Below are 22,849 nucleotides of genomic sequence, written 5' to 3'. Positions count from 1 at the left end.
GGGGGCGCAATGAATCCACTGGTCTATTTTTCCAGCCAATCGGAAAACACGCATCGGTTTATCGCTCGCGTGGGTCTGCCCGCTCTGCGCATTCCGATAGCAGAAGACCAGCCGGTACTCAACGTGGCACAACCGTTCATTCTGGTTGTACCCAGCTACGGCGGAGGAAGCAGCAAAGGTGCCGTGCCGCACCAAGTCATTCGCTTCCTCAACGACGCCAACAACCGGGCCGGTCTGCGCGGCGTGATTGCCGCAGGTAATATGAACTTCGGCACCGCGTATTGCCTAGCTGGCGACATTATCGCGCAGAAATGCCAGGTGCCGTACCTGTATCGCTTTGAACTGCTCGGCACACCGGAAGATGTCATCAATGTGCGCAAAGGAGTAACCCAATTTTGGCAACAACATCCGTAATCAACGCCCCCGCGCAGGGAAAAAGCGACAACACGCTCGATTACCATGCGCTCAATGCCATGCTGAATCTCTATGACGCTGACGGGCACATTCAGTTTGAAAAAGACCGGCTGGCAGCACGGCGCTATTTCCTTCAGCACGTAAACCAGAATACGGTGTTCTTCCACAATCTGGAGGAGAAACTGCGCTATCTGGTGGAAGAAGGCTACTATGAAGCTGACGTGTTGGAACAGTATCAATTCAGCTTTATCAAGAGCCTGTTTCAGCAAGCCTATGCGCACAAATTCCGTTTCCAAACCTTCCTGGGCGCGTTCAAATATTACACCAGCTATACGCTGAAAACCTTTGATGGCAAACGCTATCTGGAACGTTACGAGGATCGGGTCTGTCTGGTTGCTTTGGCATTGGCCAAGGGGAATACCCAGCTTGCCAGCGCGCTGGTCGATGAAATCATCAGCGGCCGCTTTCAGCCCGCGACCCCAACCTTTCTCAACTGCGGTAAAAAACAGCGCGGTGAGTTGGTCTCCTGTTTTCTGTTACGTATTGAAGACAACATGGAGTCTATCGGGCGCGCCATCAATTCAGCGTTGCAACTCTCCAAGCGCGGCGGCGGCGTTGCCTTTACCTTGACCAACATCCGCGAAGCTGGCGCACCGATCAAACGTATTGAAAACCAGTCCTCCGGTATCATCCCCATCATGAAGATGCTGGAGGATGCGTTTTCCTATGCCAACCAATTGGGTGCTCGGCAAGGTGCAGGAGCGGTCTACCTCAACGCGCACCATCCTGATATTTTGCGTTTTCTGGATACCAAGCGTGAAAACGCCGATGAGAAAATTCGTATCAAAACGCTCTCTCTTGGCGTTGTGATCCCGGACATCACCTTCCAATTGGCGAAAGCCAACCAGGTGATGTACCTGTTCTCTCCCTACGATGTGGAACAGGTGTATGGCGTGCCCTTCTCGGAAATCAGCGTGAGTGAGAAGTACCATGAAATGGTAAACGATAAGCGCATCCGTAAATCGCAAATCAAGGCGCGTGAGTTCTTCCAGATTCTGGCCGAAATACAGTTTGAGTCTGGCTACCCCTACATGATGTTTGAAGATACGGTGAATCGCGCCAACCCGATTCATGGCCGAATCACCATGAGCAACCTGTGCTCGGAGATCCTTCAAGTCAACGAAGCCAGCCTGTACGATGATGACTTAGGCTATCGCCACATCGGCAAGGATATCTCGTGTAATCTGGGATCGTTGAACATCGCCAAAACCATGGATTCACCTGATTTTGGCAATACGGTGGAAACCGCCATTCGCGCCTTGACGGCGGTCTCTGATATGAGCCACATCCGTTCTGTGCCCTCCATCGCTAAAGGCAATGACGACTCCCACGCCATTGGCCTTGGACAAATGAACCTGCACGGCTATCTGGCTCGCGAGCGAATTTTTTATGGCTCACCGGAAGGCATCGATTTTACCAACGTCTACTTCTACACCGTGGCATATCATGCACTGCGCGCCTCTAACCAACTGGCGATTGAGCGTGGGCGCACCTTTGCTGGATTTGCACAATCGACCTATGCATCCGGTGAGTATTTTAGTAAATACATCGAACGCGCCTGGCAGCCGGAAACGGAACGTGTACGCGAACTGTTCAAGACGGCGCAAATTGTTATTCCTTCACAGCAAGCATGGACCGAGTTACGCGATTCCGTGATGGCGCACGGGCTGTATAACCAGAATTTACAAGCGGTGCCACCCACTGGATCGATCTCATACATCAACCACGCCACCTCCAGCATTCATCCCATCGTGTCGCGTATTGAGATCCGCAAGGAGGGCAAGATTGGTCGCGTGTACTACCCAGCCCCGTACATGACCAATGACAACCTGGATTACTACCAGGATGCTTACGAGATAGGCCCGGAAAAAATCATCGACACCTATGCCGCCGCCACTCAGCACGTCGATCAAGGGCTGTCGTTAACGCTGTTTTTCCGCGATACCGCCACCACCCGAGATATCAACAAGGCACAGATTTATGCCTGGAAACAAGGTATTAAAACCATCTATTACGTGCGCATACGCCAGATGGCACTGGAAGGTACTGAAGTGCAAGGCTGTGTTTCCTGTGCGCTCTGATAGGTTTCTCGAAGGAATTTAACGATGACTCTGCTCACTCGCGTAAAAGCGATCAACTGGAATAAAATCGAAGACGACAAGGATTTGGAAGTGTGGAATCGTCTGACCAGTAACTTCTGGCTACCGGAGAAAGTGCCGCTATCGAACGACATTCCCTCCTGGAGCACACTAACTCCCCAGGAGCGCCAGTTGACCATCCGCGTTTTTACTGGGCTTACGCTGCTAGACACCATACAAAACACCGTGGGCGCTCCCACCTTGATGCCCGATGCCGTCACCCCGCATGAGGAAGCGGTGCTGTCAAACATCAGCTTTATGGAAGCAGTGCACGCCCGTTCTTACAGTTCGATTTTTTCGACGCTTTGCCTCACCAACGAAGTGGATGATGCCTATCGCTGGAGTGAAGAAAACGCCACGCTGCAAAAAAAAGCCACACTGATTCTTGAGCAATACCGCAGCAGCGATCCCCTGATGAAAAAGGTCGCCAGCGTATTTCTCGAATCTTTTCTGTTCTATTCCGGCTTTTATTTACCGATGTACTGGTCCAGCCGTGCCAAACTGACCAACACCGCCGATCTGATTCGCCTGATTATCCGTGATGAAGCCGTGCACGGCTATTATATTGGCTATAAATTCCAGCAAGGTCTCGCCACCGCTGACGCTGCGCGACAACAACAGATAAAGGACTACTCCTTTGATTTAATGCAGGATCTCTATGACAACGAAATCCTTTACACTGAAGCGCTGTACGACGGTGTGGGCTGGACTGAGGATGTGAAAAAGTTTCTGCATTACAACGCCAATAAAGCGTTAATGAACCTTGGTTATGAAGCGCTGTTCCCTGCCAACATGACCGATGTCAATCCGGCAATCCTTTCCGCATTATCACCCAATGCGGATGAAAATCACGATTTCTTCTCCGGTTCAGGCTCTTCATACGTCATTGGCAAGGCAGTTAATACCGAAGATGATGACTGGGATTTTTAAGCGACAGAACGCGGCCCGGGAGCGATGCTCCCCGGCCCTCATCCCTTCAGCACAACGCAATAGGCGCACAACGCAATAGGTTTAGCGCAGAAAAAAATAGCCGTGGGGAATCCGGGGCGTAGCCGAGGGTTTACTCGATACAGGTGCCCTGCCCCGGCTGCAGTTACTGCTGATTGAAAAATTGTTCAAAGAAAAAATCCCCAGATGCGTTATCCGCCACAGCAGATAGAGGGAGTATTCACTGCGAATATCCAGCTTTCGCTTTAAACGGCTAACAACGGAGTAGGCAATATCCTTAAGCCCATCAGGAATATGACCCTGTGTTATCGCCTCCCAATACAGTAACAGTTGTCGCTCGTGTGAATTAAACCTGACATAAGCGAATTTCTCTTTATCTAAACACCCCAGCCAAGAATGGCTTAGCATAAATAAATCACGATTGGCGATATCTGAAGACACCACGATACAATAAGGACTCAGCACCAAATGTCGCTTCAAGCGCCGCAGTTTGATCATATCGGAAAAAAAAATACGATAAACGATGATATCGCTGTTATTGGCGAGCAATAATCGATTGGTTCTCTCCATCTCATGCATGGTTTGATTACCAATGACCAGCGCATTACGGTATTCCCCTCTGCGCGTTAGCTTTTTCTCATTGTAGTGATCGAACACATCCACATCAGGATTGCCGTCGAATTTTTTATAAAAAAGAGCGCTTAGCCCTACATAACGATAATAGAGTGCATCCGCAATGACTATTGTCCTCATATTCCTCCCAAATAAACTTTATCGATTAAAAATCACTTTTATCGATAAAGTTTATTTGCTCTTTTTTAGCGATCTTTGCCAGTATATTCATCAGACTTTGATAATCACTAACAACAAAGGCATTATCGTCTCCAACACAGGATTCGCGCCAAAATTTAACCTCGTCACCATCAACCCCATTTTTCGCCAGTGAAATAAAAAACATATCCACCTCAACCGTCTTATGAAGTTTATTGTGATTTAATAACCCCTCTTTGATTCGTTTGCAAATATGGTATTTCTTATGAAGTGCTGTAGCCAACTTTTGCGGCTCACTGCTATCTTCCCCATCAGTAACCATAATAATGACTTTTCTAGGGTTATTCCCCTTTGCGATAACAGGTAGCGACCGCAACAAACCACTACTGGTGTCGGTCTCCCCCCCATGGAACTTCATCTCCTTAAAATTCGAGATAACCTCAGCACTGCTGGTTAACTCAATCAAATAAGAGGAAGGAGACTCTCTTTTTCGCATAAAATCAGTATAATCCATTATTTTATTTATAATTTTAATATCATTTACATCATCATATTTTGGTAGTAGTACACTATGCCAATGATCAAAACACATATTGTGAAACATCCCATCATTACCATGATAAGGAAAGTAAGTATAAGTAGTAACTGATTTATCAGAGAACAAATAGTCATCCTTCAAAGTTTCATCGAAATCAATAGTTTCAACATTTACAACATTGAAATATTTTTCTGCCAGTGTGGATAATTCTTCTGCCTTATTATAATAAAGAGTAAATTCTTCAGGGTGCGCCCGAAGATTAGCGCGAGAATCAGCATCACAACTGTAGGAACCATTTATATTATAAATTTCAGCGCACCACTTCTTATCATTAACCATTTGCTCCATGGTAAGCCTCAAAGCAGGTGAGACGATTGATTTGTAATAAGAGGTGATAATCTCATCCTGCTGATTGAAATCCTTATTTTTCTCATTGAAATTTTTGTTATACCAAAAATTAAAGTCGACTTTTTTATTTCTAACCCCCTCATACTTTTTTTTAAGCTTACCAACAAAAGAACACCCAGTTTCTTTGCCACCAAAAATGTCTTTTTTATTCAATTTAACAGGAACGCCGACATTAAAAGGAACGATACCAATAGCATTTTTCTCGTTACTATTAAGAATGGTTTTAGAAAATCTCACAACAGCATTTTTTAAAATAGTATATTTTTTATCATTTTCAACCTTTGTACTTTTACCATTAATATCCAGCCCCATTGAGGAAGAAACATCCACAACAAAAACAAAATCCGTAGGGAGACTTTTCTGTTCCATCGATTTTCTTACTGTACCGGCGGAACTGTCTGCTCGAACGAGGACATTATCACTAAATCCAACTTCGTTGTATTTTTTAAAGATAGGATGTAATGTCGCAATCCCTGATGCATTATAATCAATTGAGGTTAATTTTTCATTATCACGATTCAGACTGACAATAACCTCCATATCGTTATCAGTAAACCTTACATTGGGCAAATAATAGTTCAGATAGTGGCTAAGAATCGTTTTATTGGCTGTCTCATTTCCATGCTTAACAGCACACTCTTTATCCATGACGTAATCACAGCGATCGTTTATCGCGATGGCTAACACCCCCTGATTCATCGCATCGGCCAATCGGGCACGGTTTGCCTGAAAATGTGCTCCATCGAGTGCTAAAGAAAAAAACATCAATAACATTGGAAACATAATAGCAAACAGCAATGTCATTGCCCCAGACTCTCTGCGGAATACCAACAGAAAGAAATCAACAGCATGTTTTATCTTCATGACTTATCGAACTCCGAGAAACTTACCGAGGAATTACCGCGTTACTCACAGAGATATTTCCTATAGATAGATCAATGGCACGTAATATTTTCATTAACACGCTATACTGACCTTGAGTACAAAGAGTGACTTGATAAACAGGTAGCCAATGCTCAGTTCGCGTCGACCCAGTACCAGCATGAGAAAAAGGGGAAAGAGGAATACGTTTAGTCAAATCCGCTGCAAACGCGGACTTTGGGCAACTGCTATCGGTCACATGAAGCACAGTAAAGGATATGGGCTTACCTTTCATTTTTTTCTCTGTTTTGACACCCTCATCAAAATAGATAGCATCCACATAAAGATTATACTTTTCCCCAATGTGAGATTCAGCCAAAAGCATCTTTGCCAATAAATCTAACTGATTGACATCATCCTGTGTTAACCTCTCCTTCCCATGATAAAGTACAGTGCGTTCACGCAGCACTGTGGCAAGAGAATGATTGATACGTTCCATATAGCCTTTGTTTAAAAAATATCGACCGTAATCAACCAATAAAAAACAGAGTAGTACGACAGAAAGAAAGTAGAAAAAAAACTCAATCGCTACACTTCCTTTCTCACTTTTTATCTCAGACAGCCATTTTCCATTTCTGCAAAGCGAAGACATATTACAATTCTCCTCGCTGAAATTCCTGAACAAAAGCAACCTTTCTCTTCCATTGCTGTTCAACCATCACTTTCGGAAACAGAAAGAAGAGAGGCCGATAATGAATATTCACGAGATACAATGCCAACGGTTTTCCAACTGCATTGGGGGATAAGCAATGTTTGTCATTCTCAATTAATGCAGCAATGTCATCACAATATTTTACAGACGTACTTATAATATTTTCTTTGGTAAATAATGGCCATACATCTAAACGCATATTCAAAGCCTTCTTAAAATAAGCGTTATAATCTCTATCAGACTGACGAAGCGATGCACTATAACTGGACTCAGCCAGTACCAAATCCAGAGCTGATGAAATATAAACCACCCGACACAGCTCTGCGAGAAAAAGAAATGCCATAACAAAGGGAATAAAGAGTAAAGAAAACTCAAGTGCAGCACTTCCATTGCTTGAACGATACCATAACAACACACTTTCTCTCTTGTTGTTCAATTTTCATTCCTTTTACTTACACTGCCCACAACAACCAATAGCCAGAGCAAATAGCAACACCATAGGGTATAGTAATGACGTTATTTTTTGAGAATAGCTTATAATATAAACACGTAAGCAACGTGAGTGGAATCCCCGTCATTCCCATCAAAAATAAAAAATTACCTATATCTGTCGTTGAAAGCCCCGTTGATAATGCACATACCAGTTTAACATCACCTGCACCGATCACACCGACTATAGAGAAAACAAAACCGACACCAAACAATAGCAACAGTAATGGTAAAGAGCATTCTTCAAGATGGTGAAAAGTTAATAAAAGTGAAAGAGAAAAAATGAGCAATGTCGTCGCATTGGTAATTTTCCGATAACGAATATCCGTATAACAGACGAATGTCAATATTACACTGATGGTCATTGCAAGCATCCCTTCTAGTTTCACTTTACTTAATCCCTTAAACATACCATATGCGTTTATAGCCTACGAAATAGTATAGTATAATGAATCGGCAGACGATCCGGTAATTAACCTAATATAATAAAAACCAGTCGATACGTATAACGCAGTGAATATGAAAAAAAACACCAAACTAAAAACTAGCCGTGATAAAAATCAAATATCAATCTCTCTGGGGCTGATTTTTCAGCGGCAAGATGGAATACCTTCACCTTATCAATATTTTTCTTTAATAAGAACGTAACCAAAATGGTATTTTTATCTTTGTGAATGATTGAAATTGACTTTACGTTGCCGTCAGCCATCAAACCATTCCCTACTCGCAATATATCATCACTCGCCGTCACGCCTTGTAACTCATAAACTAACTGGTCAAGCTCTCTATCGACTAGCTTTTTAATGGCCATTCGTTCCCGTGACTCCATTGTCATGCGGAAATATTTTTCATGTTGTCCCGCTCGAACCGCAATAATCTCGTTATTTCGTTCTTTTGATAACGGTAATGTGGACGTAGTGCCTTCTTCATCCTGCCCTTTTTTTATCGACACATCTTGTTTAGCCAGCAATTCGCGTTGCTGTAACTGGCGTTGGGAGCGAGGTTTGATTTTTGATAACGACTCAAGTAAACCATCACTGACATCAGCGTTCTTCGCACGATGCAGCACCGCCTCCGCTCCCTCAAAATCGCGCAATTTCACCAGTACAAATACTAAATTATGTAACAGGTTTTCGCCCGTATACCCTCGCGAATACAAGGGTGCCAGATAATCCCGCGCAGTAGGATAATCCTCTTGCATAATGGCCAGCATCGCCAGGTTATTAATCACTTTATCTTCATCAACAAAATGCGTTCGGGCTTTATCAAACGATGCCTTGGCGGCAAGATAATCGCCCTGCTGCGCCAGCAACACGCCTTGCGTGTTCAACGCATCACCATTTTCAGGGTTTTTATTCAAAGCCGCCTTAACACGGCCAAGCGCTTCAGAGATATGTCCCTGCTCCAGCAAATTCTTGCTTTCAAGCAGCAGCACATCCTCGTCGGGATTATTAGCCAACAAGGGGGCTAAATAATGCCTTGATGATTCATAATCCATAGCGGAGTGATAATATTTCGCCAAAACATATCGTGTTTTTTCATTCTCTTTTCGGTTTAGTTTTTCACGATACAACCTAATTAACCCTTGATAATCATTCATTTTGGCAAGAATAAACTCCTTCTGCTCCTCATTAATAGCATTGTTATTTCCGTTTTGGGTAACACATCCTGAGAGAAAAAAAATCGAAAGTAACGATAAAACATAAACTAACTTCCCCATAATGCCATCATCCCTATTAAACCTGGCCCAACAATTATTGCCAACAATGGAAACATAATAAATCCAATCATCGGCATGGTCATTTTGGCAGATAAGCTTGCCACTTTTTCTTCCATATCGAGTAACTGTATATCTCTCATTTCCTTGCCTAAAGCAATTAACATTTTATAAATGGATGAGCCAAAATTTATGCTCTGCTGTAATGTTGTACACAACATTCTCACTTCATTACTGGCTATCTCTTGATAAAGTTGTTCCAACGCGGCATTGATTCCACTAACCTCTGTTTTTAGCATGACACGCTCCAGAATTCTGGCAATATCCCTATTAACATGCTTAGTGTTTTCACTAATATATCGCATGGATTTTTCAACCGTCATTCCAGACTGAATACAAACCGCCATCATATCAATAATAAAGGGTAAATCGTTTGATATGTTTTTTAACCGTTTTACGATAATACGCTTTTTGATCACATCAGGTAAAATAATGACTGACACACTCAGGATTAAAAAACAAATGAGTAAAACATTCACTGATACCTGGAGGATACCACTTACATTCAGCAAAAATAACATTCCACCAAGCGTAACGGCGGTTAGCATTTTTAGTATCACATTTTTATCTAACAATGCAGTAATCAGAATTAAACGACTCGACTTTATTAAAATCGTTTCAATATGAGATATGTCATCCTGGTTTACCTTCTCAGTCAATAAGTGCTTATGTACATTCAGTAGTGCCAACGATTTGTTTTTATTCCTATCTTTTAAATAATGAATAGAAAATCCACCCAAGCCTAGCGCGATCATTAGCAAAGAAAAAAGATAAAACATAACGCACCTATAGTTTATTCATCATTAACCAAAGGATAAAAAAGCCTGAGAAGATGCTACCCATTGCATAATAAAGTATAACTTTACCCACTGGGTCATAAAGCAATATAGAAAAATTTTCGGGAGACGTGTATTTTATAAAGAACAAGAATAAAATGGGGATAGCCGTTAGTATTTTTACAGACATTCTTACTTCAGACGTCATGGCCATTTTTTTTCTTTCAATAATTCTTCCATTGGAGATCATGAGAGCCAATCGCGTCATGACATCCTTTATTTGCCCTCCCCCTTTCATATTCACCAAGACAGTAACAATAAAAAAATAATACTCTCTGTAAGGTAAACGTCGATACGACTCCATCAAAACATTTTCAACCTCCTCACCGATCTCAAGACGCTGAGATATTCGTCTAAATTCCTCGCCAAGTGTACCTACAATCTTATCACCACACTGTTCAATACCGAGCGTTACTGAATTCCCAGCGCTAATGACGCTATTAATAATGTTCAAGGCCTCTGAAAAAGCAGTTTCAAATACGGTTCGAGCCACTTTTTTACTCCGTTGATAAAGCACATACAGAGTCAATAGCAACATGAGCGGTGACACAATAAGTACATCAAGATGTAAATACGTTAGGCTGCTATAAATGCTTACTCCCTGGACAAAGAAGACAACCAAACCATTTTTTAACGCCAGGTTATACTCCTTACCTATTAAATACCGTGGAACATCACTGAAAAGCACCACTAACCGTTGCCATAATAGGTGTTGCTGGAGTAGATGGGTTAGCCTGTTGGCTGTCGGTACGGTTGCAATATGACGCAATCGCCGGATATTTTTTCTCTTCTTGAGCGCTAACACGAGTTGCAACAACCCCAGCAGAAGCATGCTTATGAAAATAAAGATCATGGTAATTTACTTCCAAACAGTTGCTTCAAAGGCTCTTGCATATTATGGATTATCGCCTGTTGGTATACGGCTGAACGCTGCAATAAACCAAAAGAGGTAAAGCATCCCTGAATATCGCCCGTTTCAGTACGTTCAGCCTGAGCGGAGTAGCTAAAAATATCTTGCAAGATAATGTTATCGCCCTCCATCCCCATCACTTCGGTAATGTTAATGACCTTCCGAGAGCCATCAGGCAAACGCGATACCTGAACAATGATATGGATGGCCGATACGATATTGCGGCGGATTGCCGCAAGAGGAAGCGCTGCACTTGACATCATCACCATACTTTCCAGACGCGCCAAAGCATCGCGCGGTGAGTTGGCATGCAAGGTTGACATGGAGCCATCGTGGCCGGTATTCATTGCCTGCAACATTTCAAACGCTTCTTCTCCCCGGCACTCCCCGATAATGATGCGATCGGGTCTCATACGCAGTGCATTAACGACGAGATGACGCATCGTAATCTGGCCTTGGTTCTCGGCACCGGCCATGCGGGTCTCCAACCTGACAACATGCGGTTGCTGTAAACGTAGCTCAGCGGCATCTTCTAACGTCAGTACCCGCTCACCTTCATCGATATACTGGGACATGGCATTTAGCAGCGTTGTTTTCCCAGACCCGGTTCCGCCTGAAACGATAATGTTGACGCGACAGCGACTCGCGATGACCAAAAAGTTAGCCATCATTTCATTCATGCTGCCGTACTCAATCAGGTTGGCCAGCGTTCTCTGCCCGGAACCAAACTTACGAATTGAGATCGAAGCGCCATCCAGCGCAACAGGCGCAATAACAACGTTCAGGCGACTACCATCAGGCATGCGCGCATCGACCAGCGGTTGCGAGTCATCAACGCGGCGCCCCACACGTGCAACTAGCCGGCGGGCAATATCAATCAACTGCTCGTTGCTGATAAAACGTTTATCGACTAATTCCAACTTTCCCGCGCGCTCGACAAAAATACGTTCAGGTCCGTTAACCAGAATGTCGCTGACGCTTTCATCCTCCATCAGCTCACGCAGCGGTCCATACCCCGTAATCTCATCAGCAATAAGCTCGCTTAAGCAGTTACAAACGCGGCTTGAAAGATATTGCCCGGTGTTATTCATTACACGTTGGATGGCGTCATTAACTTCTCGCAACAGCGCATCGCGTTGATTTTTTAACTCATCGATGCGCTCAATATCTATATTCTTAAGCACCTGCTCACGAAAATAGAGCAGTGTACTGGTCATTTCAGTTTCGCTATTCACCGCCTTTTTCTCCTTTTACCTGTTCCATTCCCTATCTCGCTGATATCAAATCACACGGCTGCATTTTGACGCGCAGTACGACGGAAAGTCGGTAGGGCAAACAGGAGTTTACGGGAAGGCTTAGGGTCCAACGACTTGCCTAACAAATGAGCAGCAAGTCGATAAAATGGGCTCTCTGAAGAGAGTGGACTACGGTGAACGTTGTAGGCATTAATGCTAAAAATAGCGATCCCGAGATACTCTTCAATGTCAGCATTAGCAAGCTCATCGGTACTTTTGGGATGACTCTCGTTTAAACACAGCAAAATACGCACTTCTCTTAGTGGATTTGCCAGCAAGAAACGTTTATGCGCTTCAAGTATATTTTTTGCCACACGCAATGAGGCCAACGCCCGTGAAATCACCAGCACGATGACATGGGACTGCATAAATACCTGTTCCAGTTGCTGTTCGACGTGTGTATGAATTCCATGATCAAAGAAGGCCAGGTTATAACGATTAAATGCAGTATCCTCATACAGCCATGCGGTATCGCACGTTTCCATTTTTACCGACTGATGCGCGGTAAGATCAACAATACTGCCGTCACTGGGTAACGCTTTCGCTAACAATAAATCCAAATCCCGGCTGCCACTGCTCCCCTGCACTAACAGCATGGGTATTGAGGTCAACATTCCCGCAGCCTTGAAAAGCTGATATGCCACGGTGGATGCTCCGGCCCCGCCCTTGCATCCCAGAATGCTGATTTTCATCATCGATCGGTTATGTGCGGCCGGAATAGGGTCACGAATCAGATCGGGCAACTGCGCTAACTGCGATCCAATATGCCGATAGTTGGCTCCTGCCATCATCAACGCCTGTGCAAAGCGGATTGAATCATTATTGCCCACAAGAATCGGTTTTGCCGACACAGGGATAAGAAGCGCAACCATCTGTATAATCAGTTCAACATTGTCCACGTCGCCAATATCAACAATGACCGCAATGGCATCACTGGCTGCTGGATTATCATTCATAGTAAAAAAATCCGCTTCATGTGGTATGACATCTGCCAAATGATGCATTAACAACTGACTAATAATATCTGACATCACATCAGGACGTGGTGAAATAATTAAAATAGGCTGTGTAAACTTTTTCTTCTGTGAAGTCACTGTTGTATTTTTATTATTCGATTTAGTATCAAAAAATAATTTCATGCGAAACTCCAATGTTTAGCACTCTGGTTTATCGTGACTATTTGGCAAAACCACCACGAGCCATAAAATTACGCGCATCACTGGCAAGCCGCCCTTCTCGGGTATTTTTATCCACACCACTATTAAAAAACAGTTGAACGGATGAGCTACGGTGATATTCAGGTAACTGAATTTTCTGTCGTGATGCCGCAGATACGGGTTTAACCAGCTCGACAGTCGCAAAGACCACCAATTCTGTTTTATTTCTTTCCGTGTGAGATTTACGCGCTAGCGCCCCAAGAATAGGGATGTCGCCAATGAAAGGGACCTTGGTCAGGGATTCAACATCCTCTTCATTAAGTAAGCCCCCAATTACGAAACTATCGCCATCAGCCAGTTCGATCGTAGAACTGGAACGCCGTGTTTTTATCTGAGGTATGCTGTAATTATTGTATGCATAACTTCCTGAGACACTGCTAATTTCATTAGAAACCAATAATTTTATTTTCTGTTTCTTTTCAACTTTAGCAGCAACATTTAATCGAATACCATATTCTTTATATTGTATGGTTGTACCCTCTTTACCTTGCACTAAAAGCGGAATTTCACCACCGACTAAAAAACTGGCCACTTCGCCGGACAATACGGTGAGATTAGGTTGAGCGAGAACCCGAGCCAAACTGTCATTATTAACAGCACTGATTGTGGTACTGATATTTTCTGCGTCGAATCCACGCTTAAGACCAATCAAACTGAAAACGCCAGGATCATTAACAGCCCCACTGCCTTTAATGAGTCCACTCAGGGTTAAATTACTCCATTCAATCCCTAATGTGTCTGTGAACTTTTTACTCACCTCAACAACGCTGAGCTTTACGTTAACTTGATTGGATGAGGGCAATTGCAATCTATTGATTACATTGTTATAAATTTTGTTTGTCATAAAAAAAACTTCTGCGCTTTCCCGATCAGTAGCATTATACTTTACCTTCAGGTCTCGGCTTTCTTTCCCTACGACACTGCCCACTAACTGATATACCGCCCCACGGGTTTCCTCATCGGGCACAGTCCCCGTCAGGATATAAGATTTACCTTCACCGCTAATGAAACTTTTAACGACCACTTGACTACCGGGAAATTCAAGTGCAATACGCTGATTGATATCACCCAAAAATGAATCAACATTTATTTGTAAATCAGCTAAAATTTTGGTGTCAGAATCGTAAGCAGTGACTTCCGAAATACCCTGACCTTTCGCATACAGTACAATGGTATTTTCATTCAATATTTTATAGTCTGCTACGGAGGGGTCTGAGATAAATACGGTATTTACATGGTTTTTAGTCCGTAATGTTTTTGATTGCCCTGGTTTTAAAAATAACTGTTCGGCCATGGCAATTAACGGGAACGATAAAATCAGTGTTAGCATTAAACTAACGTGAAATGAGAAGCGCTTCATCATCAACCTTTTTCCTCTGTTAAAATTTCCCAATCAGGTCCTAAAAAGGCCTGTTAACCGCGCCACTCGTTTGTTGGTCGCGAGCGAGGTCCATCAAACAAGGGAGCACCGCTGACGGGCCATGTTGCCTCTTTGCCGGAAAGCGTTTCACTGTCTCTCGAACGCAAGTCAATGGGGCTTCTGACCGTGGGAAATAGCAGTATCTTGGCGTTTCCTTCTAATCCCTTTAGCAACTTGATTTCTGCATCTCTCAGTTCAACCAAGAGCTGGCTTCTGCTTTCATGAGTCTTCTCTTTTTCATCCCCGCTTACCCGTCGGATCGCCAACACCCGCCTATTGATCATCAAAGGTTTAAGCCGTGTATCGCGAATCGATCGTGCAGGAGAAATAATCTCTTCACTCCCGTCATCGTCTTGGCGGAGTCCGTATGAAAGATAGATATCCACACTGGCTCCTGGCTTTAAATTGGTGAGCAAATAATTATCAGAGGCATCCAAATCAAAAGGATAAAGCACATTTCCAGGCGCTATAAACATGGTAATATAATCATCACTGCCGGGCTCAACCAACGAGGTAGGTTGAAGGTAGCTGCCTTTGGCTACTGCGTTTTTCAGTGCCCAATGAATAAGGTCATTTTCTTTTATATTGAACTGCATATCCGTACTTTCGGGTGATGCAGATATATTTCTCAATTGGAAATCATCTTTCTCCAGAATGCTGTTGGCAGCCAGATCGCGCTGGGCAACGGCCACGACAATGGTTTCAGTTAAAGAATACCCCTGCATTTCCCCCGATCCTGGTGTCGGCGTATGTTCGGATTTCATATAGAATAAAATACCGATAACACCTATCAGAATCATTAATATGTAAATAATCAGTGCACTCTTTTTCATTTTAATTGCAACCCAACCTCACTCTCAGCTTGATATAAAAACCCTTACAGAACATCATTGATAATAAATAATTAAAACAATCTATGTACGGCAAAAAAATCAGTGTATGAAAAACAGGGCCCTATATCTTTATGTATATAGAGCGCCTTCTTTAACAAACTAGTCAATCGGCCTTTTTTAAGCTTTCATCCATATGATAATTGACATTTCAAGGTTACTGTTTGGGTAGAATTTTTTCTGTCACAACCTTTTGCAAGCTACCAAAAATATTATTTAGCATCACCGTAAATGTTCCTTCTTTTCCGAAAGCAACGGCAACCACACCACCAACCCCCGCCGCCACAATAGCATATTCAACAGCGGTCACTCCCCGTTGGTCGTTTTTAAAATTACGCAAAGCCTCAGTAAAATACACATAACCTTCGATTGATTTCCCTTGAACAAAGCTTGCTAAAGAATGCATACCTATCTTCTCCATTTATTAACACTATTATTTCACCGCGTCTTAGTCTTAGCGTCTTACTTTCGACTTAGCGCTCTTTAACACTCATTATTGAGCGGTGATTTTATAGCATCCATTTTTCACCATTAACAATGGTCATATTGCCAAAGAAAAGCACGATAACAATCGCCATAGCCTATCAATTAACAAAACACTAGCAAACCCAGAATAATAATAAGATTTTTCTTACTTCTAAAAAGCACACCGACAAAACAAAGAACAATAAACATAGCCATTCTTTAAATACGTTATAAGAATAACTAACAAAATCAAATCAGACAGATATTCATTCATAAAAACATTAAAAAAACCACCTATCTACATCAGATCATCATTAAATGAATGAGAGTTCAACATTTAGAAGTTCACACCAAAAACTTAAAGATAAAAGAATAAAATACCGATCTCGTTAATAAAACGATGAATAAAAATAAGCGGACAAGCAGAGAAATGAGAGGATGAACAACCACACGCATGTTTTTTATGTGACACCAGGCCATTCTATCATGGATAATACATTGTTTTATTGTGAATTTATTAGCATTCAAACATAATGATAAAAACGGATAGAGGATAACGCATATGATATTCAGTAAATGAGTGATAGCATAAACTGAGAAAATATAATATAAATTATCCGTTCAACATTCTTATAATCGATAATATCTGACACGGTGGTGAATCCACACATTAAGACGATCTCATGAACAGATTTCATCTTCCCAGCGTTAAAAGCGAGTATCGTGGCTAATACTTAGCATTTTCAACGAAAGGAATACTATACAATTTCGCTCTCTTTACTGTTGATAAATTCGGCACGTATCGAAAAAGCAAAAAAAAATGCTGATATAAGCGAACTTATATCAGCATTTTCTAGTTATTGGCGGAACGGACGGGACTCGAACCCGCGACCCCCTGCGTGACAGGCAGGTATTCTAACCGACTGAACTACCGCTCCCCATTAACATGCCCTTGCGAGCGGGATGAATACTAAGGTGATCTGGGTATGGCGTCAATGCTTTTTATAATCAATTACTACTGTTTGTTTATAATTCCAGCGTCATGCTGCAATCATCATCAATCGGACGATAATTATTGGCGCCACAGGCAACTGCCCCCTTTTTTGGCAATCAGATCGAGGCGTGTTTCATGCGCGGCCAGCTCTTCCGGGCTGGCATAAATGATGGGCAAAGCAGACGTTTGGCGTGTAATGCGCTGCACGCTCTCACTTTCTGCACTCACCTGCTGCGTGTCACTCTCCATGGCGAACGCCAAAGAGGTTTGTCCCCCCGTCATGGCCAGATAGACATCGGCCAAGATTTCGGCGTCGAGCAACGCCCCGTGCAGCGTTCGTTTGCTGTTATCTATCTGATAACGGTCGCACAATGCATCCAAACTGTTTCTTTTACCAGGAAACAGCTTGCGCGCGACCATGAGGCTATCGGTGATCTTGCAAAAAGTCTCAGTTTTCGGGATATCCCGATTTAGCATCCGAAATTCGTAGTCCATAAAGCCGATATCAAACGCGGCATTATGAATAACCAGTTCCGCACCGCGAATGAACTCAATAAATTCCTCTGCTATCTCAGCATAGGCAGGTTTATCTTGTAGAAATTCATCGCTGATGCCGTGGACCATGAACGCTTCCGGATCAACCAATCTATCAGGCTTGATATACACATGATAATGGCGTCCCGTCAGGCGGCGATTAATGACCTCCACCGCACCAATCTCAATGATTTTATGGCCTTCATAATGGACGCCGAGCCTGTTCATCCCCGTGGTTTCGGTATCCAGAACGATCTGTCGTGTAATTGCAGTGCTCATCGCTTTCGTTTTATGTCAGACTTACGGTTTTTATGATTAAGGCAGAGTCTACCAGAGATGACAAAGCAGGTAGAAATTTTCACCGATGGTTCTTGTCTGGGAAATCCCGGCCCGGGTGGTTATGGCGTGGTACTGCGCTACAAGCAGCACGAAAAAACCTTGAGTGCAGGTTATCACCTGACGACCAATAATCGCATGGAGTTAATGGCGGCAATTGCCGCTCTGGAAGCATTGACCACGCCGTGTACGGTGGTACTGAGTACCGATAGCCAATATGTGCGGCAGGGTATCACGCGCTGGATCCACAATTGGAAACTTAAAGGCTGGAAAACCGCTGACAAAAAGCCGGTTAAGAATATCGATCTCTGGCAGCGCCTGGATGCCGCCATTCAGCGGCATACGATGCGTTGGGAGTGGGTTAAGGGCCATGCGGGACATCCTGAAAACGAGAAATGCGATGAGCTGGCACGCCAGGCAGCCTCGCACCCGACGCAGGACGATACCGGGTATCAGCCGGAATAACACGCTCAGAGCGGTCGGTATCCTTTGCGATAGCTCTTGGTTGCCCCTACGGCTCTGCGCACCGGTAGCTTGTTGAACCTCTGGCGCAAGGGGGACATGGTAAGCGGGATGGTACGTTTACGCGCAACAAGAAGCATCAGGCAGCCTAAAGGCGCTGATGTTGTTATCATCTGCGGTATCTTCCACGGCACCACGTGGAAGGTTCCCTGATACAACACTTCATAATTGAGCAAGCTGAGCCAATCGATCATACGCATCTGCGTAAACATACGCGCACAATAGGGCTGGCATTGACGAAGGCCGGGCGTCAGTTTTCCAGCGCCGAGCAGACTTATGGGATTAAACCCACTCAGCAACAACCATCCATCATTGATCAATACCCGATCCACTTCGCGTAAAACACGGTGTGGATCCGACGAATAGGAGAGCGTATGCGCCAGTAAACAGGCATCGATAGACTTCTCAGAAAAGGGCAGTTGGTAAGCATCGGCCAAGACATGCACATCATCAGCAACACACGGGTTAACGTTGACCTGATGAGAAATAGCACACGCGTCCGTCGCAATCGCGTTGCTGAGCGCGCCGACTTTCAGTAAGTGGAAACCGAACACACGCGGCCACCATGCCGCCAACGCATGTTCAAGCGCCTGCTGGTAATGTGCGCCCCAAGGGATATCCTCCCAACACGCTGGTGAAGAATAAGCCTGAGGCGTATGCGCTGGCTTCATATAGTAGTATTCTCCCTCAGACTCAATAGCAATCTCAGACCACGTAATATACCCTAAATAATTCAAGTTGCAGGAAGGCGGCAAGTGAAGGACAAATGAGGTTCATCCATCCCGATATGCTTACTCAGGTAAATGGTTCAGGTGAGTGAACACAGCCAACGCACATGCAGCTTGAAGTATGACGTGTATAAATGGGGTATCGCATGAATCTTATCAGTATTGCCGCGCTTTCGGACAACTACATTTGGCTATTACATGACGCACAGCACCGTTGTGTCATTGTCGATCCCGGTGAAGCAGAACCAGTATTGCAAGCGCTACGTAAACACCAACTCACACCGGTAGCCGTTTTACTCACCCACCATCACAGTGACCATGTAGCGGGGGTGCCTGACATTCAGAAGGCTTATCCCGACTTGCCAGTTTATGGACCCGAAGAGACAGCGCAACGCGGAGCAACACGCATTTTGCGCGACGGCGATCACATTCAGTTACTCAATTCGGATTTCTCCGTATTTTCCGTGCCAGGTCACACTTTAGGTCATATTTCGTACTACTCCGCCCCCTATTTGTTCTGTGGAGATACGCTGTTTTCGGCTGGATGTGGACGCATTTTTGAAGGAACACCGAAGCAACTACATGAATCAATTGATAAAATATCAAAGCTCCCCGATGAAACACAAATTTGCTGCGCACATGAGTACACCCTGTCAAATTTGGAGTTTGCTCACACTATCTGGCCTGAAGAATGCAATATTGCCGCTTACCTTTCTAAAATCAGGCTATTACGAGATAAATCTCAATCAACGCTGCCAACCACCCTTGGTCTTGAACGAAAAATCAACCTTTTCCTAAGGTGTTATGATATTGATTTAAAAGAAAAATTAAAAATAAAACCCGGTAACATAGAGGATTGGCAAGTTTTCGCCCAATTACGTAGCAAGAAAGATTGCTTCTGAAGGTTTTTGTTGTGCTGATCGGCTAATCAAAGTATTATTGCTCGTCTTTTAAGCAAACTATTGACACACATATGAAGGCTCAAGCGATTATTATCGCCTCAGTCTTGTTGGCAGGTTGCCAAGGGGTCTATCAAGACACCTCGCAACCGAAACAACATGGGCAGAGTCTGTCTTCAGCAGGTCAAGGTGAAGCAGGAAAGTACACGGGAAGTCGAGAGACATCCGCACGCTGGCTGGATAATAATGGCCTAGCGCAGCGCGACCTGTGGAACTTCATTAGCGACGAGCTGAAGATGGAGGTTCCGGATAACGTCCGGATCCGCGAGCAAAAAACACGATACTTAAAAAATAAGAGCTATCTCCACGATGTAACATTACGGGCAGAGCCGTACATGTACTGGATAGTCGAGCAGATTAAGCAGCGCAAAATGCCGATGGAACTGGTACTGCTACCCATAGTGGAGAGCGCTTTTGATCCCAAGGCCACATCATCCGCCAATGCCGCAGGGCTCTGGCAGATTGTGCCAGGCACTGGGCGTAACTACGGTTTGAAACAGAACCAGTGGTATGATGGTCGTCGCGATGTTGTTGCATCAACGACGGCTGCCTTAGACATGATGCAGCGCCTCAACACAATGTTTGATGGTGACTGGCTACTTACCATCGCCGCCTATAACAGCGGTGAAGGTCGTGTATTGCAAGCAGTAAAAGCAAATAAGGCGAAAGGCAGATCAACGAGTTACTGGGCATTGGCGTTACCACGTGAAACGTCACTTTATGTCCCAAAAATGTTGGCCTTAAGCGATATTCTTAAGAACAGCAAAAAATACGGCATTGAGTTACCTAAGCCCAACGAAAGTCGGGCACTGGCGCAGGTAGACCTGGGTCAACAGATGGAGTTAACGCAAGCGGCTGAAATGGCAGGCTTGTCGCTAACAAAACTGAAGAGCTACAACACAGGCTACAAACGTGATGTGACTGCTCCGAACGGGCCACATTACATAATGGTGCCTAAGGCACATGTTGAGCAGTTGAAGGATTCGTTGGCGGATGGCGATATCGCTGCTGTGCAACCCACTAAACTGGCGCAGCTATCTGCAAGCACGGAATACAAGGTTCGTTCAGGCGATACCTTGTCAGGTATTGCGGCGAAACTGAAGGTCAGCGCGCAGGACCTGCGCAAGTGGAACAACCTGACCAGCGCTAACGCGCTCAAGGTTGGTCAATCACTTCAGGTGGCTCAAGCCTCTGCGGGCAGTAAAAAAGGTAACAGTAATTCCATTACCTATCAGGTGCGTAAAGGAGACTCTCTCGCGAGTATCGCCAAACGTCACGGGGTAGATATCGCAGATGTTATGCGCTGGAATTCCGTCATCAATAAAAAGGCAAATATTCAGCCTGGAGATCGGTTAACGTTGTTCGTGAATACGGCAACATCACCAGATTCTTAAGTACTGCATAGCCTATAAAAAAGCCACGATGGTTAACCACCGTGGCTTTTTTCTTAGTATTTTAACCTCATGCAGGCAACTGAAATTCAACCAACAACGGATTGTGGTCAGAAGCCTGGGTAACCAAAACAGAAGATTGCATGACGTGTAACCCCCGATAAAAAACAAAATCTAACGGGCGGCCGAACGTTCGACGCCGCTGGTCGTCGACAAAACGAACCTCGCGCAAAGCAATCTCACTGGCAAATTGATAAAGCGCGTTGATACGCTGCCGGCTCCAGGCATTAAAATCACCCGCCATAATCACTGGCCCAGCATGACGTTTGACCTGCTCACCAATCGCATCCAGTTGTTTGCCATAGACTTCAACACCAATGCTGAAATTAATGGCGTGGATATTAATCACCATCAGTTGCTGAGTGCTCTGCAAGGCATAAACCGTAATCAGCGCCGATTTAGACAGGCGCAACAGAGGCTCTCTCTCTCTTAGCGGGCAGCAATATAACGGTTGTGCCGCAGACAGCGTCATCACACCAGAAGGGTGTTGGGGGAGAACAATGGCAGGAACCTGATCGGTAGCAACATAATTCGCCGTTGCAAAGCGAATCAGCTCAGGCGTACTTTGCGCCTCTTGCAGTAAAACGAGATGCGCATCTTTACCAAAGTTTTGTAATACCGAAAGCCAGTGCAGGCGCTGCTGTTTATAGATATTCCACACCAACACACGCAGCACGTCGTTTTGTTCAAGCAGCGGCTCCTCTGGCAGTGCCTGCATGACAGGATACTGTACGCCAGAAGAAAAAATTCTCTCGACGGGTTGCCCCGCACTGTACCTCACCGCATAGGTTTTCTTTCGCACAACGAACCTGCTTGTCTCTTCAGTGCTACACGCTATTACTTTAAGCAAAGAATGGCCTGAGTGACAGGGATATTCAGTAAGACTTGCACTGCATAACAGATTTTTACAGAATGAGTCGGCTACAGCACAAAGTAAAAAGCCCTGAGCAACTGCTCAGGGCTTTTCTTTTTAGTGGCGGAACGGACGGGACTCGAACCCGCGACCCCCTGCGTGACAGGCAGGTATTCTAACCGACTGAACTACCGCTCCACCGATACTTTTTCATTACCAGACACCGTCTGATAATCGATATAAAAACCTGGCAGTTCCCTACTCTCACATGGGGAAGCCCCACACTACCATCGGCGCTACGGCGTTTCACTTCTGAGTTCGGC

At 44.4% G+C, this 22,849-nt stretch carries 22 protein-coding genes and 2 tRNA genes; 6 read left to right on the top strand and 18 right to left on the bottom strand.

Annotated features, from left to right (window positions below):
• Positions 1 to 9: 9 nt before the first annotated feature.
• Genes nrdI through nrdF form a run of 3 tightly spaced genes read left to right on the top strand, consistent with a single transcriptional unit; the run spans position 10 to position 3,542 of the window.
• Positions 10 to 414 (top strand): class Ib ribonucleoside-diphosphate reductase assembly flavoprotein NrdI, encoded by a 405-nt coding sequence (nrdI, locus tag J5224_RS13045; RefSeq protein WP_264625785.1) that lies wholly within the window; start codon positions 10 to 12, stop codon positions 412 to 414.
• On the top strand, positions 414 to 2,555 hold the full coding sequence (gene nrdE, locus J5224_RS13040) for a class 1b ribonucleoside-diphosphate reductase subunit alpha (RefSeq protein WP_413544675.1): 2,142 nt from the start codon (positions 414 to 416) through the stop codon (positions 2,553 to 2,555). The genes nrdI and nrdE overlap by 1 nt, the downstream gene beginning before the upstream one ends.
• A gap of 24 nt (positions 2,556 to 2,579) precedes the next feature.
• Positions 2,580 to 3,542, top strand: coding sequence for a class 1b ribonucleoside-diphosphate reductase subunit beta (gene nrdF / locus J5224_RS13035; RefSeq protein ID WP_264625783.1), 963 nt, complete (start codon positions 2,580 to 2,582; stop codon positions 3,540 to 3,542).
• Between the two features lie 81 nt (positions 3,543 to 3,623).
• On the opposite strand, the gene J5224_RS13030 is transcribed toward nrdF, so the two are convergent.
• From J5224_RS13030 to dnaQ, 15 genes are all read right to left on the bottom strand, one after another.
• On the bottom strand, positions 3,624 to 4,313 hold the full coding sequence (locus J5224_RS13030) for a hypothetical protein (RefSeq protein WP_264625782.1): 690 nt from the start codon (positions 4,311 to 4,313) through the stop codon (positions 3,624 to 3,626).
• A 25-nt stretch (positions 4,314 to 4,338) separates the two neighbouring features.
• Entirely contained in the window at positions 4,339 to 6,141 is a 1,803-nt protein-coding gene (locus tag J5224_RS13025; RefSeq protein WP_264625781.1) for a TadE/TadG family type IV pilus assembly protein, read from the bottom strand.
• A 22-nt stretch (positions 6,142 to 6,163) separates the two neighbouring features.
• Positions 6,164 to 6,790, bottom strand: a complete 627-nt coding sequence (tadF, locus tag J5224_RS13020) for a tight adherence pilus pseudopilin TadF (RefSeq protein ID WP_264625780.1) — start codon at positions 6,788 to 6,790, stop codon at positions 6,164 to 6,166.
• Position 6,791: 1 nt separating this feature from the next.
• Positions 6,792 to 7,286: a TadE/TadG family type IV pilus assembly protein gene (locus J5224_RS13015; protein WP_264625779.1), complete on the bottom strand. Its 495-nt coding sequence runs from the start codon at positions 7,284 to 7,286 to the stop codon at positions 6,792 to 6,794.
• A 16-nt stretch (positions 7,287 to 7,302) separates the two neighbouring features.
• Entirely contained in the window at positions 7,303 to 7,728 is a 426-nt protein-coding gene (locus tag J5224_RS13010) for an A24 family peptidase (RefSeq protein ID WP_264625778.1), read from the bottom strand.
• A 155-nt stretch (positions 7,729 to 7,883) separates the two neighbouring features.
• A complete protein-coding gene (locus tag J5224_RS13005; protein WP_264625777.1) occupies positions 7,884 to 9,059 on the bottom strand; it encodes a tetratricopeptide repeat protein in 1,176 nt (391 codons plus the stop codon).
• On the bottom strand, positions 9,047 to 9,895 hold the full coding sequence (locus J5224_RS13000) for a type II secretion system F family protein (RefSeq protein WP_264625776.1): 849 nt from the start codon (positions 9,893 to 9,895) through the stop codon (positions 9,047 to 9,049). The genes J5224_RS13005 and J5224_RS13000 overlap by 13 nt, the downstream gene beginning before the upstream one ends.
• Positions 9,896 to 9,902: 7 nt before the next feature.
• Entirely contained in the window at positions 9,903 to 10,805 is a 903-nt protein-coding gene (locus tag J5224_RS12995) for a type II secretion system F family protein (protein WP_264625775.1), read from the bottom strand.
• Entirely contained in the window at positions 10,802 to 12,079 is a 1,278-nt protein-coding gene (locus tag J5224_RS12990; RefSeq protein WP_264625817.1) for a CpaF family protein, read from the bottom strand. The genes J5224_RS12995 and J5224_RS12990 overlap by 4 nt, the downstream gene beginning before the upstream one ends.
• A 68-nt stretch (positions 12,080 to 12,147) precedes the next feature.
• Positions 12,148 to 13,296: a hypothetical protein gene (locus J5224_RS12985; protein ID WP_264625774.1), complete on the bottom strand. Its 1,149-nt coding sequence runs from the start codon at positions 13,294 to 13,296 to the stop codon at positions 12,148 to 12,150.
• A gap of 37 nt (positions 13,297 to 13,333) precedes the next feature.
• On the bottom strand, positions 13,334 to 14,737 hold the full coding sequence (locus J5224_RS12980) for a type II and III secretion system protein family protein (RefSeq protein ID WP_264625773.1): 1,404 nt from the start codon (positions 14,735 to 14,737) through the stop codon (positions 13,334 to 13,336).
• A gap of 50 nt (positions 14,738 to 14,787) precedes the next feature.
• Positions 14,788 to 15,627, bottom strand: coding sequence for a hypothetical protein (locus tag J5224_RS12975; protein WP_264625772.1), 840 nt, complete (start codon positions 15,625 to 15,627; stop codon positions 14,788 to 14,790).
• Between the two features lie 214 nt (positions 15,628 to 15,841).
• Entirely contained in the window at positions 15,842 to 16,090 is a 249-nt protein-coding gene (locus J5224_RS12970) for a Flp family type IVb pilin (protein ID WP_264625771.1), read from the bottom strand.
• 920 nt (positions 16,091 to 17,010) lie between these two features.
• Positions 17,011 to 17,087: transfer RNA gene (locus J5224_RS12965), tRNA-Asp, on the bottom strand.
• 134 nt (positions 17,088 to 17,221) lie between these two features.
• Positions 17,222 to 17,956, bottom strand: a complete 735-nt coding sequence (dnaQ, locus tag J5224_RS12960; protein ID WP_264625770.1) for a DNA polymerase III subunit epsilon — start codon at positions 17,954 to 17,956, stop codon at positions 17,222 to 17,224.
• Positions 17,957 to 18,013: 57 nt separating this feature from the next.
• Between dnaQ and rnhA the strand changes: the two genes are divergently transcribed.
• Positions 18,014 to 18,478: a ribonuclease HI gene (gene rnhA / locus J5224_RS12955; RefSeq protein WP_264625769.1), complete on the top strand. Its 465-nt coding sequence runs from the start codon at positions 18,014 to 18,016 to the stop codon at positions 18,476 to 18,478.
• A 5-nt stretch (positions 18,479 to 18,483) separates the two neighbouring features.
• Here rnhA and J5224_RS12950 read toward each other — a convergent pair whose 3' ends face one another.
• Complete coding sequence (locus J5224_RS12950) at positions 18,484 to 19,206, bottom strand: class I SAM-dependent methyltransferase (protein ID WP_264625768.1); 723 nt, start codon at positions 19,204 to 19,206, stop codon at positions 18,484 to 18,486.
• 203 nt (positions 19,207 to 19,409) lie between these two features.
• On the opposite strand from J5224_RS12950, the gene gloB reads away from it, so the two are divergent.
• Complete coding sequence (gloB, locus tag J5224_RS12945; RefSeq protein WP_264625767.1) at positions 19,410 to 20,165, top strand: hydroxyacylglutathione hydrolase; 756 nt, start codon at positions 19,410 to 19,412, stop codon at positions 20,163 to 20,165.
• A 71-nt stretch (positions 20,166 to 20,236) separates the two neighbouring features.
• Complete coding sequence (gene mltD / locus J5224_RS12940; protein WP_264625766.1) at positions 20,237 to 21,616, top strand: murein transglycosylase D; 1,380 nt, start codon at positions 20,237 to 20,239, stop codon at positions 21,614 to 21,616.
• Between the two features lie 67 nt (positions 21,617 to 21,683).
• Here the strand turns inward: mltD and J5224_RS12935 are convergent, their stop codons facing one another.
• Together J5224_RS12935 and J5224_RS12930 are read right to left on the bottom strand one after the other, a co-directional pair.
• The gene (locus J5224_RS12935) at positions 21,684 to 22,475 is read right to left on the bottom strand and encodes an endonuclease/exonuclease/phosphatase family protein (RefSeq protein WP_264625765.1); all 792 of its coding nucleotides are present in this window, start codon (positions 22,473 to 22,475) and stop codon (positions 21,684 to 21,686) included.
• Positions 22,476 to 22,647: 172 nt separating this feature from the next.
• Positions 22,648 to 22,724: transfer RNA gene (locus J5224_RS12930), tRNA-Asp, on the bottom strand.
• Between the last annotated feature and the right edge of the window lie 125 nt (positions 22,725 to 22,849).

The sequence above is a fragment of the Candidatus Symbiopectobacterium sp. NZEC135 genome (genome assembly GCF_025962695.1).
The sequence above is the reverse complement of the archived record's forward strand: the minus strand, read 5'-3'. Positions and strand labels throughout refer to the sequence as shown.

Bases quoted from the DNA above. Each gene is read 5' to 3' on its own strand.
- nrdI (WP_264625785.1), top strand. From the start codon at position 10: ATGAATCCACTGGTCTATTTTTCCAGCCAATCGGAAAACACGCATCGG.
- nrdF (WP_264625783.1), top strand. From the start codon at position 2,580: ATGACTCTGCTCACTCGCGTAAAAGCGATCAACTGGAATAAAATCGAA.
- J5224_RS13030 (WP_264625782.1), bottom strand. From the start codon at position 4,313: ATGAGGACAATAGTCATTGCGGATGCACTCTATTATCGTTATGTAGGG.
- J5224_RS13025 (WP_264625781.1), bottom strand. From the start codon at position 6,141: ATGAAGATAAAACATGCTGTTGATTTCTTTCTGTTGGTATTCCGCAGA.
- tadF (WP_264625780.1), bottom strand. From the start codon at position 6,790: ATGTCTTCGCTTTGCAGAAATGGAAAATGGCTGTCTGAGATAAAAAGT.
- J5224_RS13005 (WP_264625777.1), bottom strand. From the start codon at position 9,059: ATGGGGAAGTTAGTTTATGTTTTATCGTTACTTTCGATTTTTTTTCTC.
- J5224_RS13000 (WP_264625776.1), bottom strand. From the start codon at position 9,895: ATGTTTTATCTTTTTTCTTTGCTAATGATCGCGCTAGGCTTGGGTGGA.
- J5224_RS12995 (WP_264625775.1), bottom strand. From the start codon at position 10,805: ATGATCTTTATTTTCATAAGCATGCTTCTGCTGGGGTTGTTGCAACTC.
- J5224_RS12990 (WP_264625817.1), bottom strand. From the start codon at position 12,079: ATGACCAGTACACTGCTCTATTTTCGTGAGCAGGTGCTTAAGAATATA.
- J5224_RS12985 (WP_264625774.1), bottom strand. From the start codon at position 13,296: ATGAAATTATTTTTTGATACTAAATCGAATAATAAAAATACAACAGTG.
- J5224_RS12980 (WP_264625773.1), bottom strand. From the start codon at position 14,737: ATGATGAAGCGCTTCTCATTTCACGTTAGTTTAATGCTAACACTGATT.
- J5224_RS12975 (WP_264625772.1), bottom strand. From the start codon at position 15,627: ATGAAAAAGAGTGCACTGATTATTTACATATTAATGATTCTGATAGGT.
- J5224_RS12970 (WP_264625771.1), bottom strand. From the start codon at position 16,090: ATGCATTCTTTAGCAAGCTTTGTTCAAGGGAAATCAATCGAAGGTTAT.
- dnaQ (WP_264625770.1), bottom strand. From the start codon at position 17,956: ATGAGCACTGCAATTACACGACAGATCGTTCTGGATACCGAAACCACG.
- rnhA (WP_264625769.1), top strand. From the start codon at position 18,014: ATGACAAAGCAGGTAGAAATTTTCACCGATGGTTCTTGTCTGGGAAAT.
- J5224_RS12950 (WP_264625768.1), bottom strand. From the start codon at position 19,206: ATGAAGCCAGCGCATACGCCTCAGGCTTATTCTTCACCAGCGTGTTGG.
- gloB (WP_264625767.1), top strand. From the start codon at position 19,410: ATGAATCTTATCAGTATTGCCGCGCTTTCGGACAACTACATTTGGCTA.
- mltD (WP_264625766.1), top strand. From the start codon at position 20,237: ATGAAGGCTCAAGCGATTATTATCGCCTCAGTCTTGTTGGCAGGTTGC.